The sequence below is a fragment of the Brumimicrobium mesophilum genome, from assembly GCF_003025005.1.
In the GTDB taxonomy this organism is placed as follows: Bacteria; Bacteroidota; Bacteroidia; order Flavobacteriales_D; family Crocinitomicaceae; genus Brumimicrobium; species Brumimicrobium mesophilum.
Genome location: NZ_PVSS01000009.1, coordinates 82,473 through 99,149 on the forward strand (window position 1 = coordinate 82,473; position 16,677 = coordinate 99,149).

The following is a 16,677-nucleotide window of genomic DNA, read 5'->3' on the forward strand; positions in this document are numbered from 1 at the left end:
TTTAATGAAAGTTAGGTTACACTCGTAAAAGCACTTAGAAAACTGATCTTATTAGAAAAAAAAGTAATAAAAAAAAGGAAGACCATGAAATCCTCCTTTTTTTTATACAAAGAAACTAAAAAAAACTATTAACTTATTAATTTTCAGCTAATTTACATTTGATTTATTAGATATTTATCTATAGGTGTTAGGTAAATCTATTTAATCTCAAAAGTATGTTTAGTATAATTAATGTAAAATGAAAATTCTACTATTAAATATGACAATCGTTCTTATCTGTTGTCAAATATGATGAGAAATAATTGTTAATGTTAAATTATGTTGTGAAACACAAAAATTTGTTGCAAACTACATGAACAGGTCTAAACCGACTACAAAACACATTTATTTAACGATTAAATTAATCACAAGTTTAAAAAATTACGTCTGTAAGTTCTTGATAATGGAATTTCAATATCATCCAAATAAATACTATTCCCTTTAATTCTTGAGATCTTAGAGAAGTTCACAAGATATGATTTATGACATCTTTGGAAGTTTTGAGACAATTCACTCTCCAAAACCTTGAGTTGTTTTCTTAAAATATATGTCTTATTTTTAAGATATACTTCAACATAAACATTGTCAGATTTAAAATAGAGTACATCATTTGGGTCTATCATTATTTTCTCTTTCCCTGACTCTATTGCTATTTTTACGTCTAACTTTTGAGAAGCCAATAGAACGGCAGCAACAACATCTATTTCTTTGAATGGTTTAGAGACGTAGGCAGTAGGGTTGGTAACTATTGCTTTATCAAATGTATCACTTTCAGTGTTAGCAGTAATAAAAATAAATGGAATACTTCTCTTTTTAAGCTCCAGAGCAATATTAACTCCATCTATATTAGTTGAAAGTTGTATATCCAGAAGAAAAATAACATCCTTTAATGAATTTATATTTGCAAGAACACTTTCACCTTCATGAAAAATTGAAACCACATCGTACCCATTTTTTTCAAGAATTTTTTTCAAGTGGTTTGCTACAAAAAATTCATCTTCAACTATTACTGCTCTTTTATTCATTAAAATAGAATTTATATTCACCGTGTTGAGGTTCAAAATTCAAATCTCGACCTCCACATCTAACAATTAAATTTTCAACAAGAAAAATACCATTACTTTTAACATAATCTTTAAAATTTGAATTATCCCTATAAATAAAGATATGCGACTTATTCGATTTCAACACTTGAATAAAGATTTCATCTTTCTCCTTCCGATGTTTTAGCGTATTTGATAGCAATTCATTCAAAATTAACCCAAAGTATACTATTCGTTCACTTTCAATTTTCGAATCTATAAAATCAATGTTAAAATTTAACTCACGTTTTGTAAGTTTTTGAAAGTTTTGGACAATCTCCATAAAGTAAGTTTGCAAATCAACCTTCTGGTTATGCACCTTAAAATCAAGAATTTTATGCAATGATGAAATGGTTAAAATCTTAGATGATATAGTTTCTAATAATTCCTGACTTTCACGACTTGTATCTTCTTTATCAAATTCTATTATCGATAAAATCATTTGAAGATTATTTTTTATTCGATGATTACTTTCTTTAATCAATAGTTGGTAATTGAGATTCGATTTATTTAAATCAAAATTGGATTTCCTAATCCCCATTGTTAATACTCTTTGTCGGTATAGAAGCCAAATTAAAATTAATACCAATGAGAATAATATTACACTATAAAATCTATTTTGATCTATCCGTTTATTTTTTTCTAGAATAACCAATTCTTTTTGAGATAAGACATTCAAATTTAAGTCTAAATCTGCTTTTAAAGAATCAAACTCATAGAGCAGTTTTAGCTTTTCAATAGTATTGTCGGCATTCTTGTTTATAGCGTCAATCATAGCGCTTTTCTCTAAGATCGTTTGGCGAAAATATCCTAAACTATCATTTTTTATACGAACATAATATTGCCCGAGTAAACTTCTCGACATTGTAAGGTTTGGGAAATAAATTGATTCATCCGCATATTTTGATACCACATTCTTAATTGAATCTACATTATTATACTCTTCAACTATTGCAAGTCTGAAGAGTCCATTCAAAGAATTATGGTAGTTTAATGAGTCATTTATGGACATGAATAAATTCATAGCTTTTCTATAAGATTCTTCAGCAATTTCAAGGTGCTTGTTACAATCTTTTTTTAAGCTGGCACATTCATCAAAATGTATTGATGCATTCAAATTATAGAAGGAAGCCAAACTTGGTATATTATTTAATTCTTCTGAAACTCTAATCCCATTATTAATAATAGGATAAATTATTTTTATCTGTTCCTCCATAGAATATTTTGGACTTTCTAAATACAATGCTGCTTTTCTGAAACTTACCTCTAAATGTAAATTAGGTTCATCCCCCAAGTCAGGAAGTAAATTTATTTGTTCCATAGCATCATCATGTTGATTGGATAAGCGTAAAACTCTTGCCACCATCAAACGGTAGTTCACTTCATTTTTTAATGATGACTCAATATCCTCACTGTATTTTTCCTCAACTAGATTAAGTTGACGCATTGCTTCAGAATACTGTTGTGTATCGGTAAGTAATCTTACTAAGCTTAATTTAGAGTCTAGTGTTTCTTTTTCAATTGTTTTTTTTTGAGAAAAAATGGAATTCGAACTTAGTATAAAGCTAATAAGGATAAATATTATTTTGTATTTTTTCAATTGAGATGTTTAATAAATTTAAATCGAATTTCAAATAGCTTAACATAGCATTGCAACTGATCTTGGGCGTGATAATATAATTTACCTCTCGAAAAGCCAACAGAAAACTCTTTTCCAAATTTAAGCATATGAATTTGAATTGATGGTTTCTAGGCTAGATTAAAAATTGAATTCCATTAATTGATTAGAGTCAATTATTTAAGGAGTAGGAGAAATAAAAAAGTTGTTATAAAAAAAGACTGACTTCTATTGCTAGAAGTCAGTCTATAAAAATTAAATTATATTAAATTATTTTTTAACAACCCTGTGGATACTTTCACTTTTTCCATTTGAAATTCGGATAATGTAAACACCTCTTTCGTAAGTTGATAAATCTACTAGTGTAGAGTTATCAGTAATGTTTTGCTTAGCCAATTTACGAGCAGTTGCATCGATTACCTCTAAAGAGTATTGATTCCCTTCCATATTGTTTTCAAACAGAACAGTTACCGCTCCATCTGTTGGATTAGGATATAAGCTAACTCCTAAGGTTTGCTCAATATCTTCCAAACCTACATTATCTACCATAATACAAGTAGATGTATCAGTACAACCATTTTCAGTAACAATTACTGCATAGTTCCCATTTACCATAGCAGTGTAATCTTTATTAGTTTCACCTGGTAATGGTGCATTTCCGTTATCACAATCAATCCACTGATACATTGCTCCAACTGCATTTGCAGATAAGTCTATACCATTCGTTTGAGTTGTTGTAACATCAACAGTATTAATTGTTAAGTCTAAGGTTACAATTGAATCACAACCGTTTGCTGCTCCACCTACAATAGTAAATGTAGCGGTGTTGTTATGCATTGTGTATTCCACACCATCAATCCAAGTAAAACTATTACAAGCCTCTTGAACGTCTGTACCAGTTACTGAATTGTTGATTGTTAAATCTAAAGTTACAATTGAATCACAACCATTAGCTGCACCACCTGTGATTGAAAATGTAGCAGTGTTGTTTGAAGCTGTATAATCATTCCCGTCAATCCAAGTGTACATTTCACAAGCAACTTGGGTATCAGTTCCTGATGCTGCATTGTTGATTGTTAAATCTAAAGTTACTATAGAATCACAACCTGTTGCTGCACCACCAATTAAGGTAAATGTTGCCGTGTTGTTTGAAGCTGTATAAGTAGTTCCATCAATCCAAGTATAGGTTTCACAAGCTACTTGAGCATCTGTTCCTGTTGTTGCGTTGTTGATAGTTAAATCTAAAGAATATAAAGAATCACATCCATTAACACTAGCCCCCACAACAGTAAATGTTGCTGTATTGTTAGAAGAAGTATAAACTAACCCATCTCTCCAAGTATAAGTTTCACAAGCTACAATAACATCTGTCTCCATTACTGGAGCATTAAGTGTTGAGAATGTGAATGGACCAACCATAGCACTAGTAAGACCAGCGCTACAATCAGACTGAACATAATACTCATAGTCTGAACATGACGTTAAAGCATTTAAAGTGAAAGGATTTGAAACACCAGCCACAATAGTTCCTGTACCTGGTGTAAATCCAGAAATACCATATTCAACATTATAAGTAGTTGCAGTTCCATTTTCCGTCCAACTTAAATCAGCAGAAGTTCCTGTGATATTAGCTGCTGTTAAAGCAGAAGGATCTGGACAACTTGGAGTCTCCATAACGAAAAAGTCATCTATACCCAAATCATTTTGGAAATAATTTGATGAAGTAGTTCCTGTTGCTGCAATCGCTTGAATTCTGAATTTAGCGATAGTTGGAACCCCTGCTGGAAGTGGCCCTGAAACTTCAGTCCATCCTGGGAAGTTACCTGATTCAGTTGTAATATTAACCCATGCATTACCATCCCAAGCGTCTAATGATATAGTATGGTTAATTGCATTATCGACATTGTTAGAAGCAAACCAGAAACCGATTAGCGGAGTTGTCAATGCACTCATATCGATAAATGGCGTAACCATTTCATTAGCTAAAATATCAGTTGAGGCATCAATCCACATATAGTTTCCTGTACCTGTTGTGTGATCACCAATATTTGGTAAATAAGCATGACCAGTATTTACAACGTCATTTGTTACATCCCAATCATCTGCTAATGTTTGAGGCTCCCAACAATTTGGCAGATCAGTATAAGGAGAAACTAAAGCTAATCCATCGAAGTTTTCAATAAATGGAGCTAGAAAAGCATTACATGGAGTAGAAAAGGTAGTAATATTCGACCAATCACTTGTATCCCCAGGAGCACAAATTGCTCTTACATATAAGTCATAAGCTGTGTCATCATTTAAACCAGTTAGACTAGGAGTACTTGTTGTTTCAATACTATTTGTTCCTGATCCTAAAGTAAATCCAGAAACGCCATATTCAACTTCCCATTCAATTGGGGAACCAATTTGAGTCCAAGATAAATTTGCACTTGTGGCTAAAATAGAATTAACCATCAAATTTGTAGGAGCTATACAACTAGGAGAAACCTCGTAATTGAAGTCATCAATTCTAATGTACTTAAGGGTACCTCCATCTAGTTCGTGAATAAATGCGATATATTGATCTGTTCCATTGTATCCATTTGCAGCATCAAAGTAAGTAATCACTTCTTGATACGTATCATCCGCAAGGAATGTAACCGTATCAACTGGTGTAAATACAGCCGTTGGAGCTTCAGATGGAACCGTTCCTATTATTAATCGTGTAGTAACATTATCTGCATTTGCCTGAAATCTAATTCTCTTATCTCCAGCAGTTAAATCACTGAAGTTTGGAGATATGGCCTTTAATGTATCTGAACCAACTGTAAATCCTGAACCATTATATAAATATAATGCCTGTGCTCCTGCAAATGGAGCAGCCGTTCCTGTGAAATCTTCTACTTCAACAAAACCATTATTTATAGTTACGTAAGAATCCCAACAACCTGGAGCAAGGTCCAAGTCATCATTCTCAAATCCATTATAATAAGGAGCTGTATAAGGTAAACATGTTGTAGTGAAACTAGAAATTAAAGACCAAGCACTTGTGTCGCCAGGACTACAAATTGCTCTAACATAAACGTCATAATCAGTAAAAGCTGATAAACCTGTTAAATTTGCACTTGATACAGATTCCACACTGCTTGTTCCTGTTCCCGCAGTATATCCTGACAACCCATAATCCACTTCCCAAGATGTTGCTGAACCATTTTCTGTCCATGTTAAACTTGCAGTGGTAGCTAATATCGAATTAGTCATTACGTTTGATGGAGAAAGACAACTAGGAATTACTTCATAATTAAAATCATCAATTCTTATATATTTTAATGTTCCACCGCCTAATTCATGACCAAATACTATGTATTCATCTGAACCATTATAGCCATTCGCAGCATCCAAATTAACTATTACTTGCTGATAAGTATCATCTGCAAGGAAAGTTACCGTATCAATTGGATTGAAAGTTGAAGATGGAATTGGAGCAGCAATTGTACCGACAATTAATCTAGTTGTTACATTATCAGCATTTGCTTGGAATCGAATTCTCTTATCCCCACCTATTAAGTCTGTAAATTGAGGTGTTATTGCAATTAATGTATCTGCACCAATAGTAGATGATGAACCATTATAAAGGTAGAGTGCTTGCGATCCTGAATAAGGAGCAGCAGTACCAGTAAAGTCTTCTACTTCAACAAAACCACTAGTAGTATTATAAAATCCCCAACAGTCTGGGGCAAGATCAAGTGCGTCAAACTCGAAACCATTATAGTACGGAGCTGTTAAAGAAGAACATAAGGTTTTAAATGAGCTAGCATTGGACCAATCACTTGTATCGCCAGGTGCACAAATTGCTCTAACATACCAGTCGTAATTAGTTATTGGGTTTAAGCCAATTAAAGTCGTAGAGTTTGATGACAAAATTGAAGAGTTTACGCTGGTTCCTGGTGTAAAACCAGTTACATCGTAAGTCACTTCAAAAGAAGTTGCTACAGTGTGACTCCATGAAATGTCAGCAGAAACAGCAGTGACATTTGTTGTTAATTCATTTGTTGTTTTAAAACATGTTGGAGCCTCCATTACGAAGAAATCATCAACTCCCAAATCATTTTGATAGTAGTTAGCTGATGTAGTCCCCGTTGCTGGTGTAGCATAAATTCTGAATTTAGTAGTTGTTGGAACCCCTGCAGGCAAAGTACCTGCAACTTCTACCCATGAGGAGAAATTACCTACCAATGAAGTAATATTTACCCAAGCAGTTCCATCCCAAGCATCTAAATTAATGGTATGGTTGAAAGCATTATCTACATTATCTGAAGCAAACCAAAAACCAACATATGGAGTTGTTAAACCACTCATATCTATGTCAGGTGTAACCATTTCGTTCGCAGTAATATCTGTAGAGGCATCAATCCACATAAAATTACTTGTTCCTGTGGTGTGATCTCCAATATTAGGTAAATATTGTGGTCCATTAGTAACATCATTTGTTACATCCCAGTAATCGGGGCCTGTTTGAACCCCCCAACATGATGGCAAGGCTGTATAAGGTGAAGTTAAGGCTAATCCATCAAAATTTTCATTGAACGGAGCTAAAACCGGGGTACATTGGGCCACTGCCTTCCCATAATGAAAGAAAGTTAAAAGCCCGAGTGTAATTACCGCTAGAGTTTTTTTTGTTATCATAAGTAAATAATTAGTTAATAAATAATATCAATCGCTCTTTTAGATTGATAATTCAATAGTAAAGTAACAACAAAAAAAACGAATTATCCTAATAAATTATTGATACTAAGAAAATTAGTTAGGTTAAGGTTATTAAAATGACATTCCGATTTCTTTGTAATTTCTCAAACTTTTGAAAAGGAAAATTAGTGAAATAGGAAAGAGTTAGTAGAGATTGGCGAAAAAAAGATTTTATAACTTTAATAATTTCCAAATTATTTTAAACAAAGACGGTCGCCTAAAAAACAAAAAAACGGATGAATAATCATCCGCAATTGGTTAACTGTGATAAAAAAAGAAAAAAACCCATATAGTTGAATTCTGAAAACTTCAGATTTGCATTTTTAGAACCTCCGTTTTACTTCTGTAATCCTCTGGGTTATCCTTTTCGTAAACGAATTAGGGAGGCCCGCCATAGATAAAACAAGTACAGTTCTAATTGTGATATTTTAAGTCTCAAATAACGCTATATGGGCGGTCAAAGAATGACCTCAAACAAATCGAACACCTTTGTGTGATTGTTTGTGTTATAAATATACAGAATAATAATCTATACTACCAAATAAAAACATCAAATTAAAGAAAGATTTTCCATTTACTCTAATCATGTTATAAAAAGAAACCCGCTATAACGTTGACTTCGAATCAAAATTATTGCGGGTTCGATAAAAAAGAAGATGAGTAAACTACATCTGAATATTACCCATAGTAGATTTCAATACATCTTGATAAGCATCTATAACCTGTTTTAAAATATTATCTCCTTTGTTCTTCATAACCAATTTCATGACAATTTGTTCGTTATCCGCTGTAAGAGACATATAATCCGCAATTGAAAGAATTACATCAAATTCACTTCTTGCTTTGTACAATTCTGAATCAGAAAGCTTTTTAAAATCAACAAATAAAGAAAAAGGGGTATTTCCAAAGTCTTTCATTGACTCTGTATACTCTATTTCACCAGTTTTAAATTGTAATCTTGAAGTGTCGTTGCTATGTAAAACAATAGATTTATCTTTCATCAACATTATAGACTTATCAATTTTATAAAAACCTTCTCCTAAATCAACAATTTGATTTTCTCTCGCATAGGTTTCAACGAGGTCTTTCATGTTTTGTGGATTTCTCCCTAAACCAACATACAAATGAGAGCTTGGAATTCCTGAAGTTCCCATTATTGTATCCGTTGAAACTTCACTGCTGATCATCATTCCAATATTTCCATCCAAAAGATTTGAAATATCATCCTCTGCTAAAGTAGAAAACATTTCACCCATTGGTCCAAATGAACTATACAATGACTTTTCAGAATTTGGAGAAAATTCTTTCATCATTTTTTCTAATTTCTCAATATCAAGCGACATCGCTAATGCGAAGATTGGTTGTCCAGGTCCAATATTTTTCATAACATCAGATGCTACATTTTCTTTAAAGAATGACTTTGCTTTCAATTTATCGTTAACTCGTGAAAAATCTAATTTTGCTGTTAAATCTCCATTATTGAAATCAATAGTTAGCGAAGCATGGCCATCCTTAACCATTTCCATGATTTCAGCTTTCTCTTCTGCCTTTAGGTTATTCAATGAAGTATTTGACGTTTTATATAAATTCTCTAAGTTCCCTGCAACTAATATATCAGTCGTTTGAGCTAAGATTTCTGTAACATTGTCATTTTTTATCTGATCGCTTTTCTTTACATTAAAAGTTGAAAATGCGTTTAGCAATTTATCTTTAGGGTCATCTCCAAAGTTTCCTGAAACTAAAACGGCAGTATTTTCATTGAAGCCAACCGCCATATTCATATCATAAGATACCATTAAATCATTTTCTTTTTCAAAAAAGAACCCCATTTTCTCAAACATCTGTAAAGTACTGTCTTCATTTTCAACAGTCATAAAAATGTAAGCGAATTTTGGCAATCCATCCTTATTTAAAGGACCTTCTAAAGCATAATGAATCTTGTCTGAAAGTTTCAAACTGTTTTCAATAGATTTCATTTCATCATTTACAAACTCTCCAATTGTTGGTATTTGACTTAATTGAGCCTTACCTTTTATCGCAACTAAATTTACATATCCATAGCCAACCACATCCTCTGAGGAACTAACAAAAACGGCAACATCAGAATTTAAATCACTTGTACTCTTAGCTCCACAACTTACTATTAGTAAAGACAATATAATTCCAGATAAAAAATAAAATAATAGCTTATTCATAGATTTCGTTTAGATTTGGTTCAAAAATAATTAAAACATTCTATAATGAGCTGATTAGATTAATAATGAACGTTAAATTATTAGGTGGGACAGAAAACAAATTCCCGATTGTTATGTTCTTTTAGTGAATGAAAACAGGAAATACTATTACTGTAATTTCTTATTTTTAACTTTGTCATATGCATGAATTAGAACCTTATTATAATTGGAGAGATCATTATATTTCGTCGGAAGATGAGCGTTCTCCTTTTTATGAAAAAGAATATAGTGAATTTGAATTTTCTGATCAAGTTTACAACTTCCTTTTACACCCTCAATGGGACAACTTTGGTTCAACTACTCTATTCATTAAAATATTATACACTGATTATGATGAAGGTTTTACCGTAATAGAATTAATAGGAGAATGGAACGATGCCATTAATAATGACATTATGATGTTTAAAAGAGACATCATAGAGCACATGATGGAACAAGGTATAGATAAATTCATTCTAATTGGTGAAAACGTACTGAATTTCCACTACTCTGATGATTGCTATTATGAAGAATGGTTCGATGAATTGGAAGATGGATATATTGCAATGGTTAACTTTCATGAACATGTCGTGAGAGAATTTAATGAAATTCATCTCGATCAATATTTTGTGTTGGGTGGTGAATTAGAAGATGTTTCTTGGAGAACGTATACTCCCGATCAGTTTTATGGAAAAATAAATTCTTACGTACAAAAAAGATTGGGGTGAAAAATAATGACTATTGTCTGATGATTAATTATTAACGTGTTTGGTGTAGAAGTAAACTGAGTAATTAGGTTTAAAGGATTTTCACCGTTTGTAATTAACAGATCGATGCGTTTGTACTTAGGTCAGTAATCCAAATTATTGAATTTATTATTTTTCATTCATTTTAATTATTCCCGCTACTAGCTTATCAATCGGAAATGTTAAATCTTCGTCTTTTAAATCTTCAACCCTTTTCCATCTGTGCGCTTCTATAGCATTAACTTCAAAATCGAAAGGAATTTCTTTCACTGGAATAATTCCTAGATCATGAGCTGACACGGAATAATAAACGCTAATGATTTGATCATCTTTATGAAATGCAGATTTCTGGTAAAAATCTGTTAAATAAATTAACTCCTGCACTTCAATTTCTAAATGTAATTCTTCTTGAAACTCTCTTTTCAGACAATCTTTTAATCCCTCGCCCAATTCTAATCCCCCTCCGGGAAATTTAGTGAACTCTTTACCGAATCTTCTTTCATCAGATAGTAAAACTTCATTTTTTGAATTGATTAAAATGCCGTAGACTCTTATATTAAATGCCATTATAGATGTTACCGTTTTTAAAATTAAAAATAGGACTAAAATAATCAAAGCCAACCGTCTTGCTCCTGAATTGATAAATTTGTTTTACGCGAATCTTAATCAAGTAATAAAACGAACATTGCAATTATTCAAAAAATATTAAACTTGTACAAAATTATTAAATGACAACAGACCTTTATATCTATGCTTTTGTTGGTGGGTTAATTCTTGGAGGAATCAATAGCTGGATTGCATACAACAATGGTTTACGTGGTGGAAAGATGTTTTTCATGGGAACAATTGCCTTTTTTGGAATTATCATGTTAATTTTGAAATTGGTCTATCAACAACAATGAAAGCTTTTAAAAATCATTATTTAGCCTTAAAACACGCTTTAACCTTACTATTATCAGGTCATTTCTTAATTTTCTTTATTCCTGGACTTGTCATCGCAAGTTTCTACTTAATATATATCATTATTGTCGGTTCGGTTGGAAGTCTTGTAGGATTTATTTCTTATATTCCGTGGATTGGTAGCTATATGGGACTAGCAGTTGACTCTATTTTCAATGGGGTAAACAGTGTTTCAATCTATCTCTATCAATTCACCATTATCACTCTATTATCTCCGTTCCATACTATTTTAAGTGAACGTGTGGAGACGCATAAAAATGGAAAGACTTACAAATCTAATTTTTCTAAATTTTTCAATGATCTTTTACGAACACTTGGTATTGCAATTCTTGGAGCAATAATTTATTTATCGCTATTTCTTTTGTGGTCTTTCCTTGCTTGGATTTTTAATCTAAATTTTCTCTCGCCTTTCATATCTGCAATTCTAATTGCATTCTTCACTGGTTTCAATAGTTATGATTATTCCTTGGAAAGACACGGTATTAAAGTAAAAGACAGTTGGGTATTCGCCTTTCAAAATCCGCTTCAAATGATTTTGACTGGCCTAATCTTCACGATAATATTATATATCCCCGTTATAGGAGTTGTAATTGCACCTGTACTTTTAACAATGGTTGGAACCATTAATTATTTAAAGCTGACACAAAACCAATCGATATAATTCTTCAGTTGAACTTCAAGCTTCATTCATTAACAATCCCAAAGCATATCTTCAAAAATCAACATAGCGGCAAGTGCCAATTGAGAATAATTTTGTGAAGCGTTTCTGAATCTTCCATTTGATGTTATCCACATATTTTGAATCAACTCCATCCCTCCTTCTGATGGATTAATTTTATTCACCACACCTGCAACATTATAAGCACCCGCATGATAAATATGGAGAACAAACAAACGAAACCACAAGTCATTTTCGTTGTATTTTATTCCTTTAGCATCTAAAATCACTTTTGCCTCTGGAATACAAACTTTAGCGATTAGGCTACTTGCTCCAATTGCAGATTTCACGAAATCTTTTCTGTCGTCTCTATACTTGTTAACAGTCAATCCTTGCGCTCTTGCTACGGAAGCCATTAACTGGAAAGAACCATAGGCACCAACATTAGATTTAGCCAGCCTTCCCGGACTTTCAATCATTAGAATTGCTTGTGCATACCACGGGTCAACATCTTGTTGTTTGAAAACCTCAACACCTTTCGAAATTGTAGGCAATACATTGTCAAATGTATAAAAATCACTTTTACCTGTGGTCATGTAAACTTTATCTTCGCTTGTCAAGCCATTTGCAGATCTTACAGAATCTCTGTAAACATCTTTTTCGTCATCAGACCTTTTGTCCCATGATTCAACTGACATTGATTTAATAATTTGACGCGTTGCCCCAATATTAATCACACAAGAATCTGGTGAAAGTTTCATTATTGTGCGCCAAAACACCGGATGTGCTAAATTATTCCATTCTTCCTCAAACAATTGAACATTGTTTACATAAAATAAACTTACTGTATCGTTAAGAATACGAGATTCAACAAAATTAACCCTTGGAACCTTTGCACTTTTAGAATTGGATAAGCTATCATTTTCATGGGCGTGAGCAAATCCTACAATGGCACATGAAGCTGCGAGGATGAAGTTTTTGAGCATAGTTTTCTTTACAAGGTTTAGTGAAAACACACAATAGCGAGTGTACACACACAATAATAACGAAATTTGAGAACTTCGTTACGTTTTCCTTGCTTTTTTTACTAACTCTAGAGTCTTAATTAATTGTTCTTGAGGTGTTAGGTTTGTATTATCCAACACAATGGCGTCATCAGTTTGAATCAATGGACTTTCCTCTCGTGTAGAATCCATTTCATCTCTTAATTTTAAATTTTCTTTAACTTCCTCTAAAGTTATCTCATCACCTTTGGCTTTTAATTCTTCATATCTTCGTTGGGCTCTAACATCAGGGTCTGCGGTCATAAATAGTTTCAATTCTGCCAATGGAAAAACGATGGAACCAATATCTCTTCCATCCATCACAACACCACCATTGATTCCCATTATTCTTTGTTGCTTTACAAGGAATAAACGAACTTCTTTAATTCTAGCAACAGAGCTCACGCTATTTGAAACTTCAATTGAACGAATTTCTTTTTCCACATTTTCCTCATTCAGGTAAAGTTCAGCTTTACCTTTAGAATTTTGTTTAAATGTGATTTTAATATCCGCCAAAGAAGCAATAATTCTATTGATATCGACATGATTACGGGAAACTAAATTTTTTCTCATCGCGTGTAAAGCAGCTCCTCTATACATCGCTCCTGAGTCTACATAGATAAAATTTAGTTCTTTCGCCAATGCTTTGGCAAGGGTACTTTTTCCACATGATGACCAACCATCAATTGCAATGGTTAGCTCCTTATCCCTCTCAACTCTCCTCATGTCTCTTCTCATAGCCGTAAATATAGGAATTCATATTAATTAGACACCCATATCAATTGAGCTAATTTTACTTTCATTCGAGCAAAGCCAAGTAAAACTGTTACCTCATCATTCTTTATTTCCTCAACATCACCTATTTGCTTAGTAGCGATTAATTTAACTTTACTCCCTACTTTTATCTTATCTTGTTGATACTCATTAACGATTTTATTTGGTTTACCTTTTTTCTTATTGGCTTGCTTCTTCAAACGAATTTCTTGCTTAGCCTCTTCAGTCTTTGCTTTTTCTTTTGCAATATATTTCTTCAAATCATGAAGTAATGCATCATTTACATTCTTCTTTTTAGAACCGACTTTAAAATCATCAATAGATTGCTGTAATTTATTTCCAAGACTAACGAGTTTACTCGTTTCTTCTGCTTTATTTTGAAGTGAAGCTAATTTACGTTCGTACTTTTCTTTCGTCACTTCATAATATTGACGATGTTTATCCGCTGTTTCCTGAGCAAGTATATGTTCTTTAGTCAATCGACTCAAATAAGACTTCTCCTTTTGCAATTCGTGAAGTAATTGATCCATCTCCACTTTTTTACTATCGAGTTTAGATTTGGCTTTATTAATTAACTTCTTTGGAATTCCGTTAATCTGAGCAACTTCAAATGTAAATGAACTTCCTGGTTGCCCCATCGAAAACTTAAACAACGGATTTAAAGTTTCTGTGTCAAACAACATACAGCCATTAATCGCTTCAGGTAGTTTATCCGCTTTCAATTTAATATTGCTGTAATGTGTAGTAATTACACCATAAGATTTCCTATCATATAAAGTTTCGAAAAATACTTCTGCCAACGCACCACCTAAATCAGGATCTGAACCTGTTCCAAATTCATCCAATAAAAGCATTGAATTTTTATCGGCCACATTTAAAAAGTGTCGCATTCTTTTTAATCGGTAAGAATAAGTACTTAATTCATCAACTATAGATTGATTATCTCCAATATCAGTCAATAAAGCGTCAAAAAAGCACATTCTACTGTTCGGATGTAAAGGTACCAATAATCCACATTGCAACATTAATTGTAAAAGTCCAACTGTTTTTAAAGTTATACTTTTCCCCCCAGCGTTAGGTCCAGAAATCACTAACATTCTAGAGTTTTCGTCCATAGAAATGCGCTGAGGAATGGTTTTCTTCCCTAAACCTTCATTGTTTAATTTCAATAAAGGATGAAAACAATCTATTAAATCAAATGCTTTGTTTTCATTTATTGCAGGTAAGTTCGCATCCAGTAACAAAGCCAATCGGCATTTTGCATTTATGAAATCCAACTTCGTTAATACTTGCTGATAATCTTTAATCAAAGGCAAGTAAGCCAACATTTCTCTTGTCAATTGTTGAAGAATAACGAAAATTTCCTTACGCTCATCATCAACCAATTGGTCATATTCATTATTTAAAGGAACTGTTTCACTTGGTTCAATGAAAGTAACATTCCCAGATTTTGAATTGCTAACCACTTGTCCACTCACTTCTCTTTTATAAGAAGATACAACAGCCAATACACGGCGGTCATCAAAAAAACCTTCTTTAGTGTCCGACAAATATCCTTTCTTTAGGTATTTGCGCATACTTCTATCGAAAGTAGAATGAATATGCCTTTTTACAGAGGTCATTTGTTGACGTATATAAAGTAATCCTGTCGAAGCATCATCCTTTACCTTTCCATGCTTATCAAAAATAAAATCTATTTTCTCTATAATTTCTTTAGTGAATTCAACATTTGAAATTAAATCACTTAACTGTGGAAAATCTTCTTCACGCTTATTAAAAAAGAAGAGCAATGAATTTACCATAGAAGAAGCCAAACGAATTCTAGCAAAACTCTCTTGCGGCAAACTGGCATTTTGAACAGGCAGCATTCGAATTTCACTTTGAAGTTCTTCAAACTCTATTCGAGGAAAACTTTCGCCTTCTCTTCGAATTTCTACCAATTCATTGGTCTGATTAAGAAATTTCATCAATTCCTCATTATTTTGAACAGGTTTCAATTGTTCAACAATTTTGAGCGCAGAAGGGCCAACACAGTACTCTCGTAATATATCTTGAAGCTTTCCTAGCTCCAAATCCTTATATGTTTGTGGGTCGCATTTTAACATTTGCATACAAAGCTAATAAATCATTACATTTGTTAAATGAAAAAGTTCACTGCATTCGCATTATCCTTACTAACTATTGTTCCATTTGTGGCAATCGCGTGGTTATTGTATTCTAATTTTCACTCAACTCCAGTAGTGATAATCAACCTATTAATTGTAATGACAGGTGTAATGCTGGCATTTATCGTGTTCAATAGAATTATTGTTGGAAATGATAAAAATGCAATTGTAATAGACACAGATCACTTTCCTTACATCGAACGCGCATTAATTTATGTTATGCCACAAGATTTCGTAGCTAAATTAGAAAAAAGTCAAGGAACCATATTCCTCGCAACGAATAGTGAAGTTGGTAAAAAAGTTTCCATTATTGAAGGAGATTTCAATAAACTAACTGATACGATTTCATTGAAATTTACAAATGGAATCAGCACAACTATTCGTGGTTCTAGAACTGTTGCTGTTGGAGATAATCAATTTCTATTTCACGGGTTTGATGAATTAATTCATAAAGAAGGAAAAGAAGAAACTGTTTATATTTGGGAAGATGATCGTTTGGTTCTAAGAAATGGCGCCGGATTTATGCATATAAATATTCCTGATCGCTTGCCTGTTTTTATTTTTGATTGGAAGTAAATATTATTTTTTTCTAAACACTTTAATCTTGTAAAATGGGTGAAAACAACTCTTTGTTGTAAAACGGTGTTTTCTAGA

General features: G+C 32.6%; 12 protein-coding genes. 4 read left to right on the plus strand and 8 right to left on the minus strand.

Annotated elements, in window-relative coordinates; genetic code table 11:
• Positions 1 to 404: 404 nt before the first annotated feature.
• The 4 genes from C6368_RS10580 to C6368_RS10595 form a co-directional block, all read right to left on the minus strand.
• Positions 405 to 1,064 (minus strand): LytR/AlgR family response regulator transcription factor, encoded by a 660-nt coding sequence (locus tag C6368_RS10580; RefSeq protein ID WP_159038556.1) that lies wholly within the window; start codon positions 1,062 to 1,064, stop codon positions 405 to 407.
• A complete protein-coding gene (locus C6368_RS10585) occupies positions 1,057 to 2,721 on the minus strand; it encodes a histidine kinase dimerization/phosphoacceptor domain -containing protein (RefSeq protein ID WP_107039174.1) in 1,665 nt (554 codons plus the stop codon). Before C6368_RS10585 ends, C6368_RS10580 begins: the two co-directional genes overlap by 8 nt.
• Before the next feature lie 288 nt (positions 2,722 to 3,009).
• Positions 3,010 to 7,404, minus strand: coding sequence for a fibronectin type III domain-containing protein (locus C6368_RS10590; protein WP_107039175.1), 4,395 nt, complete (start codon positions 7,402 to 7,404; stop codon positions 3,010 to 3,012).
• A gap of 725 nt (positions 7,405 to 8,129) precedes the next feature.
• Positions 8,130 to 9,659: a hypothetical protein gene (locus tag C6368_RS10595; protein ID WP_107039176.1), complete on the minus strand. Its 1,530-nt coding sequence runs from the start codon at positions 9,657 to 9,659 to the stop codon at positions 8,130 to 8,132.
• Positions 9,660 to 9,838: 179 nt separating this feature from the next.
• Here C6368_RS10595 and C6368_RS10600 point away from each other — a divergent pair, with 179 nt between their 5' ends.
• Positions 9,839 to 10,405 (plus strand): hypothetical protein, encoded by a 567-nt coding sequence (locus C6368_RS10600; RefSeq protein ID WP_107039177.1) that lies wholly within the window; start codon positions 9,839 to 9,841, stop codon positions 10,403 to 10,405.
• A 147-nt stretch (positions 10,406 to 10,552) separates the two neighbouring features.
• Here C6368_RS10600 and C6368_RS10605 read toward each other — a convergent pair whose 3' ends face one another.
• On the minus strand, positions 10,553 to 10,990 hold the full coding sequence (locus tag C6368_RS10605; protein WP_107039178.1) for an NUDIX domain-containing protein: 438 nt from the start codon (positions 10,988 to 10,990) through the stop codon (positions 10,553 to 10,555).
• Between the two features lie 161 nt (positions 10,991 to 11,151).
• Here C6368_RS10605 and C6368_RS17305 point away from each other — a divergent pair, with 161 nt between their 5' ends.
• Together C6368_RS17305 and C6368_RS10610 are read left to right on the plus strand one after the other, a co-directional pair.
• Positions 11,152 to 11,325, plus strand: coding sequence for a hypothetical protein (locus tag C6368_RS17305; protein ID WP_159038557.1), 174 nt, complete (start codon positions 11,152 to 11,154; stop codon positions 11,323 to 11,325).
• Positions 11,322 to 12,044 carry an EI24 domain-containing protein gene (locus C6368_RS10610; RefSeq protein WP_107039179.1) on the plus strand — a complete coding sequence of 241 codons (723 nt, stop codon included), beginning with the start codon at positions 11,322 to 11,324 and terminating at the stop codon, positions 12,042 to 12,044. Before C6368_RS17305 ends, C6368_RS10610 begins: the two co-directional genes overlap by 4 nt.
• A 29-nt stretch (positions 12,045 to 12,073) precedes the next feature.
• On the opposite strand, the gene C6368_RS10615 is transcribed toward C6368_RS10610, so the two are convergent.
• The 3 genes from C6368_RS10615 to C6368_RS10625 form a co-directional block, all read right to left on the minus strand.
• Positions 12,074 to 13,027: a transglycosylase SLT domain-containing protein gene (locus tag C6368_RS10615; RefSeq protein WP_107039180.1), complete on the minus strand. Its 954-nt coding sequence runs from the start codon at positions 13,025 to 13,027 to the stop codon at positions 12,074 to 12,076.
• A gap of 78 nt (positions 13,028 to 13,105) precedes the next feature.
• Entirely contained in the window at positions 13,106 to 13,822 is a 717-nt protein-coding gene (cmk, locus tag C6368_RS10620; RefSeq protein ID WP_234369125.1) for a (d)CMP kinase, read from the minus strand.
• 23 nt (positions 13,823 to 13,845) lie between these two features.
• On the minus strand, positions 13,846 to 15,963 hold the full coding sequence (locus C6368_RS10625; protein WP_107039276.1) for an endonuclease MutS2: 2,118 nt from the start codon (positions 15,961 to 15,963) through the stop codon (positions 13,846 to 13,848).
• Between the two features lie 36 nt (positions 15,964 to 15,999).
• Between C6368_RS10625 and C6368_RS10630 the strand changes: the two genes are divergently transcribed.
• Positions 16,000 to 16,599 (plus strand): hypothetical protein, encoded by a 600-nt coding sequence (locus tag C6368_RS10630; RefSeq protein ID WP_107039181.1) that lies wholly within the window; start codon positions 16,000 to 16,002, stop codon positions 16,597 to 16,599.
• Positions 16,600 to 16,677: the final 78 nt, after the last annotated feature.